11 protein-coding genes are annotated in these 12864 nt (G+C 70.1%); 4 read left to right on the top strand and 7 right to left on the bottom strand.

Features of this window, described 5'->3' with window-relative positions:
• Window positions 1-79 precede the first annotated feature (79 nt).
• Window positions 80-1495 (bottom strand): PhoH family protein, encoded by a 1416-nt coding sequence (locus ACIA1L_RS28720; RefSeq protein ID WP_396076112.1) that lies wholly within the window; start codon window positions 1493-1495, stop codon window positions 80-82.
• A gap of 290 nt (window positions 1496-1785) precedes the next feature.
• Here ACIA1L_RS28720 and otsB point away from each other — a divergent pair, with 290 nt between their 5' ends.
• On the top strand, window positions 1786-2634 hold the full coding sequence (gene otsB, locus ACIA1L_RS28715) for a trehalose-phosphatase (protein ID WP_396076159.1): 849 nt from the start codon (window positions 1786-1788) through the stop codon (window positions 2632-2634).
• A gap of 317 nt (window positions 2635-2951) precedes the next feature.
• Here otsB and ACIA1L_RS28710 read toward each other — a convergent pair whose 3' ends face one another.
• The 3 genes from ACIA1L_RS28710 to ACIA1L_RS28700 all read right to left on the bottom strand — a co-directional run bounded on the left by ACIA1L_RS28710 (window position 2952) and on the right by ACIA1L_RS28700 (window position 6612).
• Window positions 2952-3722, bottom strand: coding sequence for an isoprenyl transferase (locus ACIA1L_RS28710; RefSeq protein ID WP_396076111.1), 771 nt, complete (start codon window positions 3720-3722; stop codon window positions 2952-2954).
• 177 nt (window positions 3723-3899) lie between these two features.
• Window positions 3900-4754 (bottom strand): hypothetical protein, encoded by an 855-nt coding sequence (locus tag ACIA1L_RS28705; protein WP_396076110.1) that lies wholly within the window; start codon window positions 4752-4754, stop codon window positions 3900-3902.
• Between the two features lie 55 nt (window positions 4755-4809).
• Entirely contained in the window at window positions 4810-6612 is a 1803-nt protein-coding gene (locus tag ACIA1L_RS28700; RefSeq protein WP_396076109.1) for a phosphoenolpyruvate carboxykinase (GTP), read from the bottom strand.
• A gap of 402 nt (window positions 6613-7014) precedes the next feature.
• Here ACIA1L_RS28700 and ACIA1L_RS28695 point away from each other — a divergent pair, with 402 nt between their 5' ends.
• The 3 genes from ACIA1L_RS28695 (at window position 7015) to ACIA1L_RS28685 (ending at window position 9034) form a co-directional block, all read left to right on the top strand.
• Window positions 7015-7779 (top strand): sigma-70 family RNA polymerase sigma factor, encoded by a 765-nt coding sequence (locus ACIA1L_RS28695; RefSeq protein ID WP_396076108.1) that lies wholly within the window; start codon window positions 7015-7017, stop codon window positions 7777-7779.
• A 73-nt stretch (window positions 7780-7852) separates the two neighbouring features.
• Window positions 7853-8413, top strand: coding sequence for a GtrA family protein (locus ACIA1L_RS28690; RefSeq protein WP_396076106.1), 561 nt, complete (start codon window positions 7853-7855; stop codon window positions 8411-8413).
• Window positions 8414-8470: 57 nt separating this feature from the next.
• Complete coding sequence (locus ACIA1L_RS28685; RefSeq protein WP_396076105.1) at window positions 8471-9034, top strand: GtrA family protein; 564 nt, start codon at window positions 8471-8473, stop codon at window positions 9032-9034.
• On the opposite strand, the gene ACIA1L_RS28680 is transcribed toward ACIA1L_RS28685, so the two are convergent.
• The 3 genes from ACIA1L_RS28680 to ACIA1L_RS28670 are packed head-to-tail and all read right to left on the bottom strand — an operon-like array spanning window position 8961 to window position 12281.
• The gene (locus ACIA1L_RS28680) at window positions 8961-9569 is read right to left on the bottom strand and encodes a PH domain-containing protein (RefSeq protein WP_396076104.1); all 609 of its coding nucleotides are present in this window, start codon (window positions 9567-9569) and stop codon (window positions 8961-8963) included. The two genes, ACIA1L_RS28685 and ACIA1L_RS28680, sit on opposite strands and share 74 nt — an antisense overlap.
• A 4-nt stretch (window positions 9570-9573) precedes the next feature.
• The gene (locus tag ACIA1L_RS28675; protein ID WP_396076103.1) at window positions 9574-10437 is read right to left on the bottom strand and encodes a biotin--[acetyl-CoA-carboxylase] ligase; all 864 of its coding nucleotides are present in this window, start codon (window positions 10435-10437) and stop codon (window positions 9574-9576) included.
• A gap of 29 nt (window positions 10438-10466) precedes the next feature.
• Complete coding sequence (locus tag ACIA1L_RS28670) at window positions 10467-12281, bottom strand: hypothetical protein (protein ID WP_396076101.1); 1815 nt, start codon at window positions 12279-12281, stop codon at window positions 10467-10469.
• Window positions 12282-12864 lie beyond the last annotated feature (583 nt).

Here is a 12864-nt window from a genome sequence, read left to right as displayed (position 1 = left end):
TCGTCACACTTTGTAGTCACCCCCAAACAGCGCGTGAGGCGGAAATCCGACCGGATCTCCGCCTCACGATGACTCTGCGTCAGATGGGAATTTCCTCGAGCAGATCGGTGACCACCTCTGCGATGGGAGAACGCTCCGACCTCGTCAGGGTGACATGCGCGAAGATCGGATGTCCCTTCAGCGCCTCGATCACCGCGGTCACCCCGTCGTGGCGGCCGACCCGCAGGTTGTCCCGCTGGGCGACATCGTGCGTCAGCACCACCCGCGAACCCTGACCGATCCGGGAGAGCACGGTCAGCAGCACATTCCGTTCCAGCGACTGCGCCTCGTCGACGATCACGAAAGCGTCGTGCAGGCTGCGACCCCGGATGTGGGTCAGCGGAAGCACCTCGAGCATCCCGCGGGCCATGACCTCTTCCATGACGTTCGCGTGGACCACGGCGCCGAGCGTGTCGAACACCGCCTGGGCCCAGGGCGACATCTTCTCCGACTCGCTGCCCGGCAAATAGCCCAGCTCCTGGCCGCCAACCGCGTACAGCGGGCGGAAGACGATCACCTTCTTGTGGCGGCCCCGCTCCATCGTCGCTTCCAGGCCGGCGCACAACGCCAACGCCGACTTGCCGGTGCCGGCCCGGCCGCCCAACGACACGATGCCGATCGACTCGTCGAGCAGGATGTCCAACGCCACCCGCTGCTCCGCCGAGCGGCCCCGCAGCCCGAAGGCCTCCCGATCGCCGCGGACCAGCTTCACCGTCTTGTCCGGGGTGACGCGACCCAACGCCGAACCGCGGGACGAGTGGATCACCAGGCCGGTGTGGCAGGGCAGGTGTTCCATCTCCTCAGGCTCCAGCGCCTCGCCCGCGTACAGGCGATTGACGTCCTCGTCGTCCAGCGTGAGGTCCGCCATGCCGGTCCAGGTCGGGTCGCTGGCCTGCCCGTGCAGGTATTCGTCGGCCGTGATGCCCACCGATGCCGCCTTCACCCGCAGCGGCATGTCCTTGCTCACCAGCGTGACGTCCCGGCCCTCCGCGGACAGCCCCAGCGCCACGGACAGGATCCGGGTGTCGTTGGAGTCGTTGCGGAAGCCGGGTGGCAGCTCGCTCTGGTCGGCGTGGTTCAACTCCACGCGGACAGTGCCGCCCTCGTCGTTGCAGAGCACCGGATGGTCCAGGCGACCGTGCTTGATGCGCAGCTCGTCGAGCATGCGCAGCGCCTGGCGAGCGAACCAACCCAACTCGGGATGGTGCCGCTTGCCCTCCAGCTCGGAGATGACCACCAGCGGGACGACCACCTCGTGATCGGTGAACCGGCGGAAAGCCGCCGGATCGGACAGCAGGACCGAGGTGTCCAGCACGAAGACCCGGCCGGCAGGCGCAGGTTCCGCGTCGGCATGCCGATCCCGGGACGCCCGGCGTCCCGAGGAAGCGCGGCTGCTGGAGACTTTGGCGGCCGGGTCGGTGTGGGCGACCCCGGCGTCGGTTCGGCGAGATGTCACAGGCCTGCTCCAGCGGGCGTGCAACCCGGTCCGCCCGCGGTCCGCCAACGTCCGGCGCCCGTCACTTGCACGGGGTCGGGATGCGGGCCCCGTGGCGCATATCGTCGCAGGTCCGGGCCGGCCGGCTGACTCGGGAAAACCCCGTGCCATGAATAAACGCTAGCGGTCAAGTGCCACCAGCGGTAGTACCGCGAGATACGCCAATTCTCCAGCCGTTCCGTCGGAGTGCGCTGAGCCGAACGGCGGGTACGCTGGGGTGCGTGCCTGAGTCCTCGCTGAGCCCTGAGTCCTTGCAGAGCCCGGATTCTTCACCGAGCCCGGGTTCCTCGCAGCGCAGTGCGCGTCCCTCGCACCCCCTGAGCGTCGCGGCGGCCCTGCAGTTCACCGCCTCGCGGGCCCGGGAAACGACCTTCTTCTTCGACTTCGACGGCGTGCTGTCGCCCGTCACCGACGACCCCGACGCCTCCCAGCCCGTCCCGTCCGTGCTCGGCGTCCTCGAACAGCTCGCTTCCCGGGTGGCCCGCGTTGCCATCGTGTCGGCCCGCCCGGTCAGCTTCCTGCGCTCGCGGTTCGAGTCCCTCGAGCACGTCGACCTCTACGGGCTGTACGGCCTCGAGGTGTGGCACGACGGCGATGTCGTCACCGAGCCGGCCGCCCTCCCCTGGGTTCCCGCCATGGCCGACCTGGCCGAGCGCGCCAACGCCGAGCTGCCCGACGCGATCCTCGTGGAATACAAGCGGCTGTCCGTCGCCCTGCACTACCGCACCGCGCCGCAGCTCGCCGAGCAGGTCGAGCGCTGGGGCCATGAGCAGGCCGAACGCCTGGGCCTGCGGATCCAGGCCGGCCGCATGGTGGTCGAGCTCAAGCCGCCGGTCGACCAGGACAAGGGCATGGTGATCAGCGAAGGCGTGCTGAACGCCGGCTGCGCCTGGTATTTCGGGGACGACATGTCCGACATCAAGGCGTTCGACGCGTTGCGTGCGCGCGAAGCGGTCGACCCGGAGTTCTTCGGCATGTGCGTCGCGGTCGCCAACCCGGAGACGGGCGCCGAGGTCTCCAGCGCCGCCGACATCACCCTCGAGTCCCCGGAAGCGGTCGCCCGCTTCCTCGCCGACGCCCTCCCGACCTTCGCCCACTGACCGAGTCGACGAGCGGCCCCTGCCTTCGCCTGCTGACCGAGTCGACGAGCGGCCCCTGCCTTCGCCTGCTGACCGAGTCGACGAGCGGCCCCTGCCTTCGCCCACTGACCGAGTCGACGAGCGGCCCTGCCTTCGCGGAGCAGGGCACTCCGCACTCCCTACGCGCGCGCCCTTCAGCCAAGCGGGTCGCGGCGCTGGCTGTCAGGCGCCCAGCGGCTGTTGATGTGCCGAGCGGGTCGCGGCGCTGGCTGTCAGGCGCCCAGCGGCGCTAGCTGCGCCAAGCGGGCCGGCGGCCGCGGCAGGCCCAGTAGCGACTGTCAGGCGCCGTAGCGGCGCTGGCGGGTGGCGTAGGAACGTAGGGCGCGGAGGAAGTCGGTGCGGCGGAAGTCGGGCCAGTTCGCGTCGTGGAAGTAGAACTCCGAGTGCGCCGACTGCCACAGCAGGAAACCGGAGAGCCGCTGCTCGCCGCTGGTCCGGATGACCAGGTCAGGGTCGGGCTGGCCGCGGGTGTAGAGGTGCTCGGCGATGTGCTCGACGTCCAGGATCTCGGCGAGCTCTTCCAGGGTGCGGCCGGCGGCCGCGTGCTCGTGCAGCAGGGACCGCACCGCGTCGGTGATCTCGCGGCGACCGCCGTAGCCGACCGCGAGGTTCACTTCGACGCCTTCACAGCGGTCGCGGGTCTTCTCCTGGGCCGCTTTCAGGGCCGTAGCCGTGGGGCCGGGAAGCAGGTCGAGCGCGCCGACGATGCGTAGCCGCCAGGGGTTGCCGTCCTCGGCGAGCTCGGTGGCGAGGTCTTCGATGATGCTGACCAGCGGGTCCAGCTCGGCGGCGGGCCGCTGGAGGTTGTCCGTGGCCAGCAGGTAGAGCGTGACGTGCTTGATGCCGGCCTGGTCACACCAGGTGAGCAGCTCCTTGACCCGGGTCGCCCCGACGCGGTGGCCGTCGTTGGGGTCGACGAAGCCCATCTCGCGCGCCCAGCGGCGGTTGCCGTCGCACATGACTCCGACATGCTGGGGCACCGGCTTGCCGGCCAGTTTGCCGGCGAGCCGCCGTTCGTAGAGCGAGTAGACGAGGGAGCGCACAGTCATCGCGCTCAGCCTAGCGAGGTAGGTCCCCTCTTCAAGAGCCCCCGCCGCGAATCGGGCCTATCTCGGCACCGATGCGTCCGATCGTGCGCGGGTCGGGAACCCCGGCACCGAGCCCCGGATCCACCATCCGGTCGGATACTGCCCCGATCGAGTCAAGCGTTTCATCGACCCGGCAGCTCACCCGCGGGTCGCCGTCGTGACCAGCGCGGGCAGGCGCGCCACCCGCCACACGGAGTAGCCGACGAGAACGGCGGCGGCCACGAGCGGAGCGCCGTCACGGATTAGGCCGTCGAGGCCGAGCAGGAGATAGCAGAGCGGTAGGTCGACGGCCAACACGCCAACGGTGATCCACACCAGCAGGCGGGGTGCCCAGTGTTTACCGCGCAAGAGGAAGAAGGTGCTGAGCATGACCGCGTAGCTCACGCCGATCCCGGCTCCGAACCAGAAGACGACGGCGAGGAGCCACTGCGGGCGGCTGCCGAGCTCGCTCACCGAGATCAGCGCCGGGACCAGCAGCAACGGGCTATAGGTAAAGGCCGCGACCCGCGCGGTGACGGCCCACGCGGCGGCGGGCGGCCGTTTCGGGGCGGACTCGCGCCACTCGACACCTGCGCGGGTGAACTCCAGCTTGCGGGGATGACGGACCAGATGTTCACCGATGCCGCGGTGCCGGTAGAGCAGCACGACGACGGTGACGCAGAGCGCGGTGAGCGCTAGAAAGCCCAGCACACCGGCGAGTGGCGGCGCGCCGGTGCGGGGGACGACCAGCCGGCCGACCGCGAAGACGGTGGTGACGGCGAGGATCAGACCGAGCGGCCGGGCCGCGGCGCGACCCCGACCCACATGCCAGATCAAGATCAACCAGCCGAGGGTACGCAGCAGCGCCCACCCGGTCCGGACGACGAGCCCGAAACCGTGCTCGGGCGCGTACAGAAAATTGAGGAGCTCGACGCCTGCGGTGGCCGCCGCCGTCGCGACCAGCAACCCCCGCAGCGTGCGGACGGCACGCGGCGGACGTGGGTCGATGGTCACGAATGCGACGGTACCCGGGCCGCGCCCGCCTCGAACGCGAGGCGGGCGCGGATCATCATGCGTTCAGGCGGGACTTCAGCGCGTCCAGCTCGGCCCACAGCACGGCGGGGAGCTTGTCGCCGAACTTGTTGAACCACTCCTCGACCTGCGGGATCTCCGCCAGCCACTCCTCGCGGTCCACCGTGAGGACGGCCTCCATGTCGGCCTTGTCGATGTCCAGGCCGGTGAGGTCGAGCGCGTCGGCGGTGGGGATGTGGCCGATCGGGGTCTCGATCGCCTCGGCCTTGCCGTCGAGCCGCTCCACGATCCACTTGAGGACGCGGGAGTTCTCGCCGAACCCGGGCCACAGGAACCGGCCGTCGTCACCGCGGCGGAACCAGTTGACGTAGAAGACCTTGGGCAGCTTGCTGGCGTCGCCCGAGGCGGCCTTGCCCATCTCGATCCAGTGCGCGAAGTAGTCGCCGGCGTTGTAGCCGATGAACGGCAGCATCGCCATCGGGTCACGACGGACGACGCCGACCTGGCCGACTGCGGCGGCGGTGGTCTCCGACGACAGGGTCGCGCCGTAGTAGACACCGTGCACCCAGTCGCGGGCCTCGGTCACCAGCGGCACGGTCGTCTTGCGGCGGCCGCCGAAGAGGATCGCGTCGATCGGGACACCGCGCGGGTCGTTGTATTCCGGCGCCAGGATCGGGCACTGCTCGATCGGGGTGCAGAACCGGCTGTTCGGGTGGCTGGAGACGGCCTCCGACTCGGGGGTCCAGTCGTTGCCCTTCCAGTCGATGAGGTGCGCGGGCGGCTCGCCCATGCCCTCCCACCAGATGTCACCGTCGTCAGTCAGCGCCACGTTCGTGAAGACCGAGTTGCCCTGTGCGAGCGTACGCATCGCATTGGGGTTGGTGTGCTGGTCCGTGCCCGGCGCGACGCCGAACAGGCCGAACTCGGGGTTGGTCGCCCAGAGGCGGCCGTCCTCACCGAAGCGCATCCAGGCGATGTCGTCGCCGACCGTCTCGACCTTCCAGCCGGGCAGGGTGGGCTCGAGCATGGCGAGGTTGGTCTTGCCGCAGGCCGAGGGGAACGCGCCGGCGATGTAGCGGACCGAGCCTTCGGGCGAGGTCAGCTTCATGATCAGCATGTGCTCGGCGAGCCAGCCCTCGTCCCGGGCGGCCGCGGAGGCGATGCGCAGGGAGAAGCACTTCTTGCCCAGCAGCGAGTTGCCGCCGTAGCCCGAACCGAACGACCAGATCTCGCGGGTCTCGGGGAAGTGCGAGATGTACTTGGTCTCGTTGCACGGCCAGGCGACGTCGGCCTGACCCGGCTCCAGGGGCGCGCCCAGGGAGTGCAGGGCCGGCACGAAGTCGGCCTCGGTGCCCATGGCCTCGAGGACCTTGGCGCCCATCCGGGTCATGATCTTCATCGAGGCGACGACGTACGCGCTGTCGGTCAGCTCCACACCGAACATCGGGTTCGGGGCGTCGAGCGGGCCCATGCAGAACGGCACGACGTACATGGTGCGCCCGCGCATACAGCCGCGGTACAGCTCCGTCATCGTCGCCTTCATCTCGGACGGGGCCATCCAGTTGTTGGTGGGCCCGCAGTCCTCGGGGTCGACGCTGCAGATGTAGGTGCGTTCCTCGACGCGGGCGACATCTCCCGGGTCGGTACGCGCCCAGAACGAGTTGGGGCGGATCTCGGGGTTGAGGCGAACGAGGGAACCGGCGTCCACCAACGAGTCGGTGAGGCGGGTCCATTCCTCGTCGGAGCCGTCGCACCACACGACCCGGTCGGGCGTGGTGAGCGCGGCTACCTCTTCCACCCAGGCCAGGAGGCGGGCGTGGGAGGTGGGGGGCACAGACATGTGATTCCCTTCGGTCGGCACTGACCTGTGACGAAGCAGGCCGGCGGTCCGGCCCCATCACGGGAGTCACGTCAGCGTATGCCGAGTGAACGTTCAGTTCATCGGAGAATTCTGTGGACAACCGCACAATCCTCGGCGTTTGTGCGCGATGGCGATTGATCCTTCGCCAGACAGCGCAGTTGTGCGCAGAGGGCGCCACGACGTGCACATTCCGTTCCTACACCCTGGCCCGCGCGGACGCCATCGGCGTGTTTCCATCTCGCCTCGCCCGCCCCACCCGTCACGCTGCGGATACGGCCAGGTGTCCGGAGTCGGACGCCGCCCACTTTCGCGAAATGGACAAAACGTCATAAGATTGTCCACATTCGGGCTTTCCTCCCACTCCCGGATACCGGAGCAGGAATGTCGATCCCCGCCGGCCAGCACGACGCCGACACGGAGTTGCTGGCCGCCGTACGGGCCGGCGACGCCGCCGCGTACGGCGTCCTCTATGAGCGGCACCGCGCGTCGGCCCGGGCGCTCGCCTACGTCCTGGTGAGCGACCCTGCCGACGCCGACGACCTGGTCGCCGAGACGTTTGCCAAAGTGTTCGCCACCCTGCGAGCCGGTGGCGGCCCACTGGTTTCCTTTCGCGCGTACCTGAACACCACCCTGCGGCACCTCTGCTATCACCGCGCCCAGCGGGACCGCCGGCTGGAGTTCACCGACGACATCACCCGGTACGACGAGGGCGAGCCGTTCCACGACCCGGCCCTCGACCGACTCGAACGCACGTACGCCGCCCAGGCTTTCCGCGCGTTGCCGGACCGCTGGCGCGACGTGCTCTGGCGAACCGAGGTGGAAGGTGCCAGCCCGGCCGAAGTCGCGCCGCAGCTCGGGCTCACACCCAACGCTGTTGCCGTGCTGGCCCACCGCGCCCGGGAAGGCCTGCGCCGGCTCTACCTCCAACAACACGTCGCCGTCGCCGACCCACCCGAATGCCGATGGGCCGGCGAGCGACTCGGCGGGCGCATCCGGGGCCGGCTCGCACCCCGCGACTCCGTACGCCTCGAAACTCACCTTTCCTGGTGCGGCGAGTGCCGTGACCGCCTCGCCGAGGTGACCGAGACCAACCAGCGCCCTCACGGTGCGTATCGGCAGCGAAACCCTGCGAATCCCCCGGGTTAAGAACCGCTCACGAAACCAGCAGACTCGCTCAGGGGCGACGCGGGAGAAGACGCCCGCCGGTACTCTCGGACCCGTGCCAGCCGCCGCCCTCCTGCCCGCCCTGCGGGCCCGCTTCGGGGCATTGGTGCGCGAAGTGAGCAAGTTCGGCACGGTCGGCGGCATCGCCTTCGCGATCGACTTCGCGGTGTTCAACGTGCTGTTGCAGGCCGGCGCGGAAACCCTGCTCGCCAAGACCGGCTCCACGATCCTCGCTACCTCGGTCGCCTTCGTCGGCAACCGGTTCTGGACCTGGCGGCACCGGGCACACGGCAACATGGCCCGGCAGTACACGATGTTCTTCCTACTCAACGGCGTCGGCCTCGCGATCGGGCTGTCCTGCCTGGCGATCAGCCACTACGGCCTCGGCTCGATCTGGCCCGAATTCCAGACGCCGCTCGCCGACAACATCTCCGGCCAACTCGTTGGCACCGGCGTGGGCACACTCTTCCGCTTCTGGTCCTACCGACGCTTCGTGTTCGGCGAGAACGTCAACCCGGTGTCAGCACCCCCGGTGGCTCCCAGCACCCCGCCAGCCGACCCCGCCGCACCCCGCTCCACCGAGCCGGCAGCACCCCGCGCTGTGCCCCGGATGTGACGCAGGATCCTCTCCCCGGATCCTTTGCCGTCGCTTCTTCCCCCGTAAGGTTGCCCAATGCCTCGAGCTCGTCAGCTGATCGAACGCCTGCGCCGCCTCGCCCCCGAGGCGCTGGCGTTCGGCGTGATCGGCGCCGCGAACACCCTGCTCTACATGGCCATCACCTGGGCGATCCTGCCCATCGGCGTGGTCAAGGCAACCGCCATCGCCACCGTCGTCACCACCACGATGGCCTACTTCGCCAACCGGTTCTGGACCTACCGGCACCACACCCGCACAGCCCTGCGCCGGGAGTACACGCTGTTCTTCGGGTTCAACCTCATCGGTCTGGTCATCCAGTCCGGCGCGGTCGCCATCGGCAAGTACGGCTTCGGCCTCACCGAGCGGGACCACGCCATCCTGCTCATGGGCGTCACCACGCTCGGCATCGTCGTCGCGACACTCTTCCGGTTCTGGGCCTACCGGACGTTCGTCTTCCTGAAGCCGCCGGTGGACGGGCACGAGGCCGCCATGGCCGAGCTCGACGTCGCCGCCGGCCTCGCCGAGCTCAGCGCCGAGGCCGAGGGCCGGCTGGACGCTGAGATCGCCAAGGAGATCGACGCCCAGCGCCGCGCTGTCTAGCCAGCGGCAACACCGGCTCCTCAGCTTCCTCATCGTCGTCCGGCCGCAGCTCGCGGTCGGTCTCGATCAACTCGTACAGCTTCGTCTGCACCTGTTGCACCCGCGGCACCGACGCCATGACGGCCGACTGCTCACCAATCGAGTCGACGGTGAGCGTGCCGCAACCCACCATGCGCTCGAACAGCGACTGCTGCGCCACATGATCGTTGACCCGGTTCAGCGGCAGGTCCCGTCGTTCCCGGGCGATCACCCCGTCCTGCACCAGGATCCGCTCGTCGGTAAAGACGTAATGGGTCGTGCGCCAGACCAGCAGCGGGTACACGCCACGGGTCACCCCCACCCACAGCGACACCGCGCCCACGACACACACCCCGATCAGGCCGCCCGTGGTCGGCGGAAGCATCACCCACACCAGGATCACCGCGCCCAGCGCGACCAGCAGGACCAGGCTCGGCAGGACGGCAGCCTTCGCGTGCGGATGCAGGTGGAGGACAACCTCCTCCTCGTCGGTCAGGACCTCGTCCGGAAAAGCCACGCGCTCAGCGTACGTGCAGCACGTCCCCCGCCGAGACGCGATGCAAGACGCCGTCAGCCGAACGGATCACCAGCTGCCCGTCGCCGTCCACGGTGCTCGCCACCCCGGTGAGCTCCCCACCGTCTGGCAGGAGCACCCGCACGTCCCGCCCGATCGTCCGACAACCCGCCCGGTACGCCGCCAGCAGCCCGCACAGCTCTGCGTCGCCGCCGGTTTCGCGCCATCCGCCGTACCAGCGGGCGAAGCTGCGCAGCAACGCGCGCAGCAGCGGATCGCGATCCGCGGAGCTTGACCCGGCAACCTGCAGCGACGTGGCGGGCAGACCAGTGGTGGACGGCAGCTCCTCGACCCGGGTGCTGACGTTCAGCCCCACCCCGAGCACGACAGCGTCCCCGGCGACCTCGGCCAGGATTCCGGCGGCCTTGCCGTCGGATCCGTCCGGCCCAGCGACCAGCAGGTCGTTGGGCCACTTCAGGCCAGCGTCCACTTCGGCTACTCGCCGCACAGCCTCGGCCAACGCCACCCCAGCCAGCAACGGCAGCCAGCCCCACGAACGTTGCGGCGCGCCCGGCCACCCCCGCTCCGCGTCGCCGGTACCCGGCCGCAGCAGCACACTCAGCGTCAGCCCAGCGCGGGCCGGCGACACCCACTCCCGGCTCCGCCGACCCCGCCCGGACACCTGCCGCTCGGCGACGACGACCAAGCCCTCGGCCGCACCGGTCTTGGCGGCCTGCGCCACATCGGCATTCGTCGACCCTGTCTCCGCAACCACCTCGACCTGCCGCCACAAACCGCCGGGCACCACCAGCGCACGCTGCAACGCGCGCGCGGCGAGCGGCGGTCGATCGAGATCCGTGTACGGGCCCATGCCCTCACCCTAGCCGCGTCGTTGTCGCCTCAGTCCGATGCGGCGTGCTTACTGACGTACACGGTGCTGCGTACCTCGGTCTGCCCGGCGCCGGGACGCGGGCGCGGTCGGGGCCGGGCCCGCGGCGGTTGCTGCGGCGGGGCCGCCCGGTCGATGTTGCTGGCCTCGACCGGCGGCAGGTTCTGCGTCGGATTGTCCGCGGCTGCGCGCTGCCGCCGCATCCGGACCGAGGCGCGCCGCCGGCGACCGGGCTCCTCCTCATCGGCGGTTGTCCGTGCCCAGGTCAGTTCGGGCAGCGCAGCATCGGGCAGGTCCGGAACTGTCCAAATCGGGCCCTCAGCACTCGCCGGCCGGCCCGCGACATTGGACTGCGCCGGCTGCCGGTCCTGACCCGCTTGCCTGGACTGCTCCGCCGGCTCTGCGCGCCTGGATTGACGGCCAAGATCTGCACGCTTGGCCTGAACGTCGAGATCTACGCCCCTGAACCCACCGTCGCGATCTGCGCGGCTGGACTCAACGCCGCGATCTACGCCCCTGAACCCACCGTCGCGATCTGCGCGCGTGGACTCGACGTCGACGTCGTCTCGTTGCCTCGGCTCCCGTTGGTCGCGGTGCCAGGAGAGCGCCAACTCTTCGCGACGCGTGGGGGGCCAATCGGGGCTCCGTTGCGGCTCGTCGAACCTGCTCGGCTGCTCGACAGCGGTCGGGAATCCGCGGTAGCCGTCCGGCTGGACCGGGTACTCCTCGTGGTCCGCAAACCGGGCCGGGTACACCTCGTCGTCCGCGAACTGGGCCGGGTACACCTCGTCGCCCGCGAACCGGGCCGGAAAGTCGTCCGCGAACCGGGCCGGAAACTCTTGCCGGTCCGCGGACCGAGCCGAGGAGGCTTCGCGATCGGCGGGGAGCGCCGGGGGCCACTGCTGGACCAGGGCCGTTGGTTCGGACTCGACGTCGGGGATCAGGTCGGCTGCTGCGGTCGGCGGCACCGGCGGAATGCGTTCCACCGGGACCGGCCAGCCGTAAGCCGTATCCGGGACCGGCTTCCAGTAATCCCCGGATACCGGCTCGTCACGGTACTGCGGGCGTACCCACCCGTCGACCCGGTCACCGTGCGGCGGCGGCAGAGGCGCGGGGTCGTACGGGTCCACGTCGAACCCGCCGCCCGCGAACGGATCCACAGCAGCGGGGAAACTGCCGGAAGCATCGGTGTCCTGGACAGCCTCGAAGTCTCCGGACAGCTCAGGGTCCTCGAGTCCGGCATCCTCCCGGCGCACCGAAGCGTCCCGTTCCCGGCCGGGGTCGGCGCTGCTGGTTCGCGTACCGGTCCGCCACTCGTGGTCGTCCTCATCCGGGATCGCCGTGGCGAGTACGGGCTCGTCGGCCAGCCCGTCGAAGTCGGGAATCGCTCGGTAGTCCGGGACTGCACGGAAGTCCGGCGCCGGGTCGGCGCTGGTGACCGCTTCGATTCCGGGCGCCACCCGAAAATCGGGAACCACGTCGGCAAAGCCGGGGTAGTCGGCGTCGGGGTCCGACCGCTCACCGAGGTCGACCAGGCGCACATCTGTGGGGCGAGCCGCCTCGCTCGCCGAGTCTTCCGGCACCGTGGAAACGATGGGATCCAGCAGGTCATCAGGCAGGCCCACCGCATCGGCGGCGGAACCCGACAGCAGGTCATCAGCCGGTTCGGACGGCACGGAGTCGACCGGCGGCGTGACCAAGGCCGGTTCCGGCGCAGGGTCGACGGGTGCGGAGTTGGGCCAGAAGCGCCGCGAATCGCGGGGATCCGCGACCGACGCGGCCATCCTTACGGACTGCCCAGCCATCGCCGCAGGTTGCTCAACCATCGCGGGCTGCTCGGCCGGTGCCGTCCCGCGCTGGGCGGCGGCCGCTGCCCGTTTCCCTGCTGCCCTACCACCGCGGACGCCACTTGCCGCAGCACTCGAAACAGCGCCGTTCGAAGTGGCAGCTTGCGCATCAAGGCCGTTCGACTTGGCGCTACTCGCGCCGGTGCCGCTCACAGCGCGCTCTCCGGACGTGGTGGCCGCACGCTTCTTGCCAGAGCCGGCCCGACCTCCCGCCGAGCCAGCCCGACCCGCCACCGCCGTCGCCGTCGCGGAGCCAGACCGACCCGCAGCCGCCGTCGCCGTCGCGGAGCCGGACCGACCGCCCGCCGTCGAGCCAGACCGACCGCCCGCCGTCGAGCCAGACCGACCGCCCGCCGCCGAGCCAGGCCGACCCGCCGCCGCGGTGCGGCTGGCACCCTTGGCGCGGGCGGCGCCCCCGCCGCGCTTGCCGGGGCCGGCGGCACGCTTACCGGTAGTTCCGGTGCGGGAAGCGGCACGGGAACGCGCGGCGCGCTTGCCGGGAACAGCGCCGCTCTTGGTCCGGCTACCGCTGAACAGAGCCTTGCGGAACACGATGAGCGTC

Source organism: Actinoplanes sp. NPDC051859 (assembly GCF_044452725.1).
In the GTDB taxonomy this organism is placed as follows: Bacteria; Actinomycetota; Actinomycetes; order Mycobacteriales; family Micromonosporaceae; genus Actinoplanes.
Note: the sequence above shows the minus strand (reverse complement) of the source record. Positions and strands in the feature narration are given on the sequence as shown.

Coding starts and splice junctions, on each gene's coding strand:
- ACIA1L_RS28675 (WP_396076103.1), bottom strand. CDS start 10,437: ATGGGCCCGTACACGGATCTCGATCGACCGCCGCTCGCCGCGCGCGCG.
- ACIA1L_RS28685 (WP_396076105.1), top strand. CDS start 8,471: ATGCCTCGAGCTCGTCAGCTGATCGAACGCCTGCGCCGCCTCGCCCCC.
- ACIA1L_RS28700 (WP_396076109.1), bottom strand. CDS start 6,612: ATGTCTGTGCCCCCCACCTCCCACGCCCGCCTCCTGGCCTGGGTGGAA.
- ACIA1L_RS28710 (WP_396076111.1), bottom strand. CDS start 3,722: ATGACTGTGCGCTCCCTCGTCTACTCGCTCTACGAACGGCGGCTCGCC.
- ACIA1L_RS28695 (WP_396076108.1), top strand. CDS start 7,015: ATGTCGATCCCCGCCGGCCAGCACGACGCCGACACGGAGTTGCTGGCC.
- ACIA1L_RS28670 (WP_396076101.1), bottom strand. CDS start 12,281: ATGGTTGAGCAACCTGCGGCGATGGCTGGGCAGTCCGTAAGGATGGCC.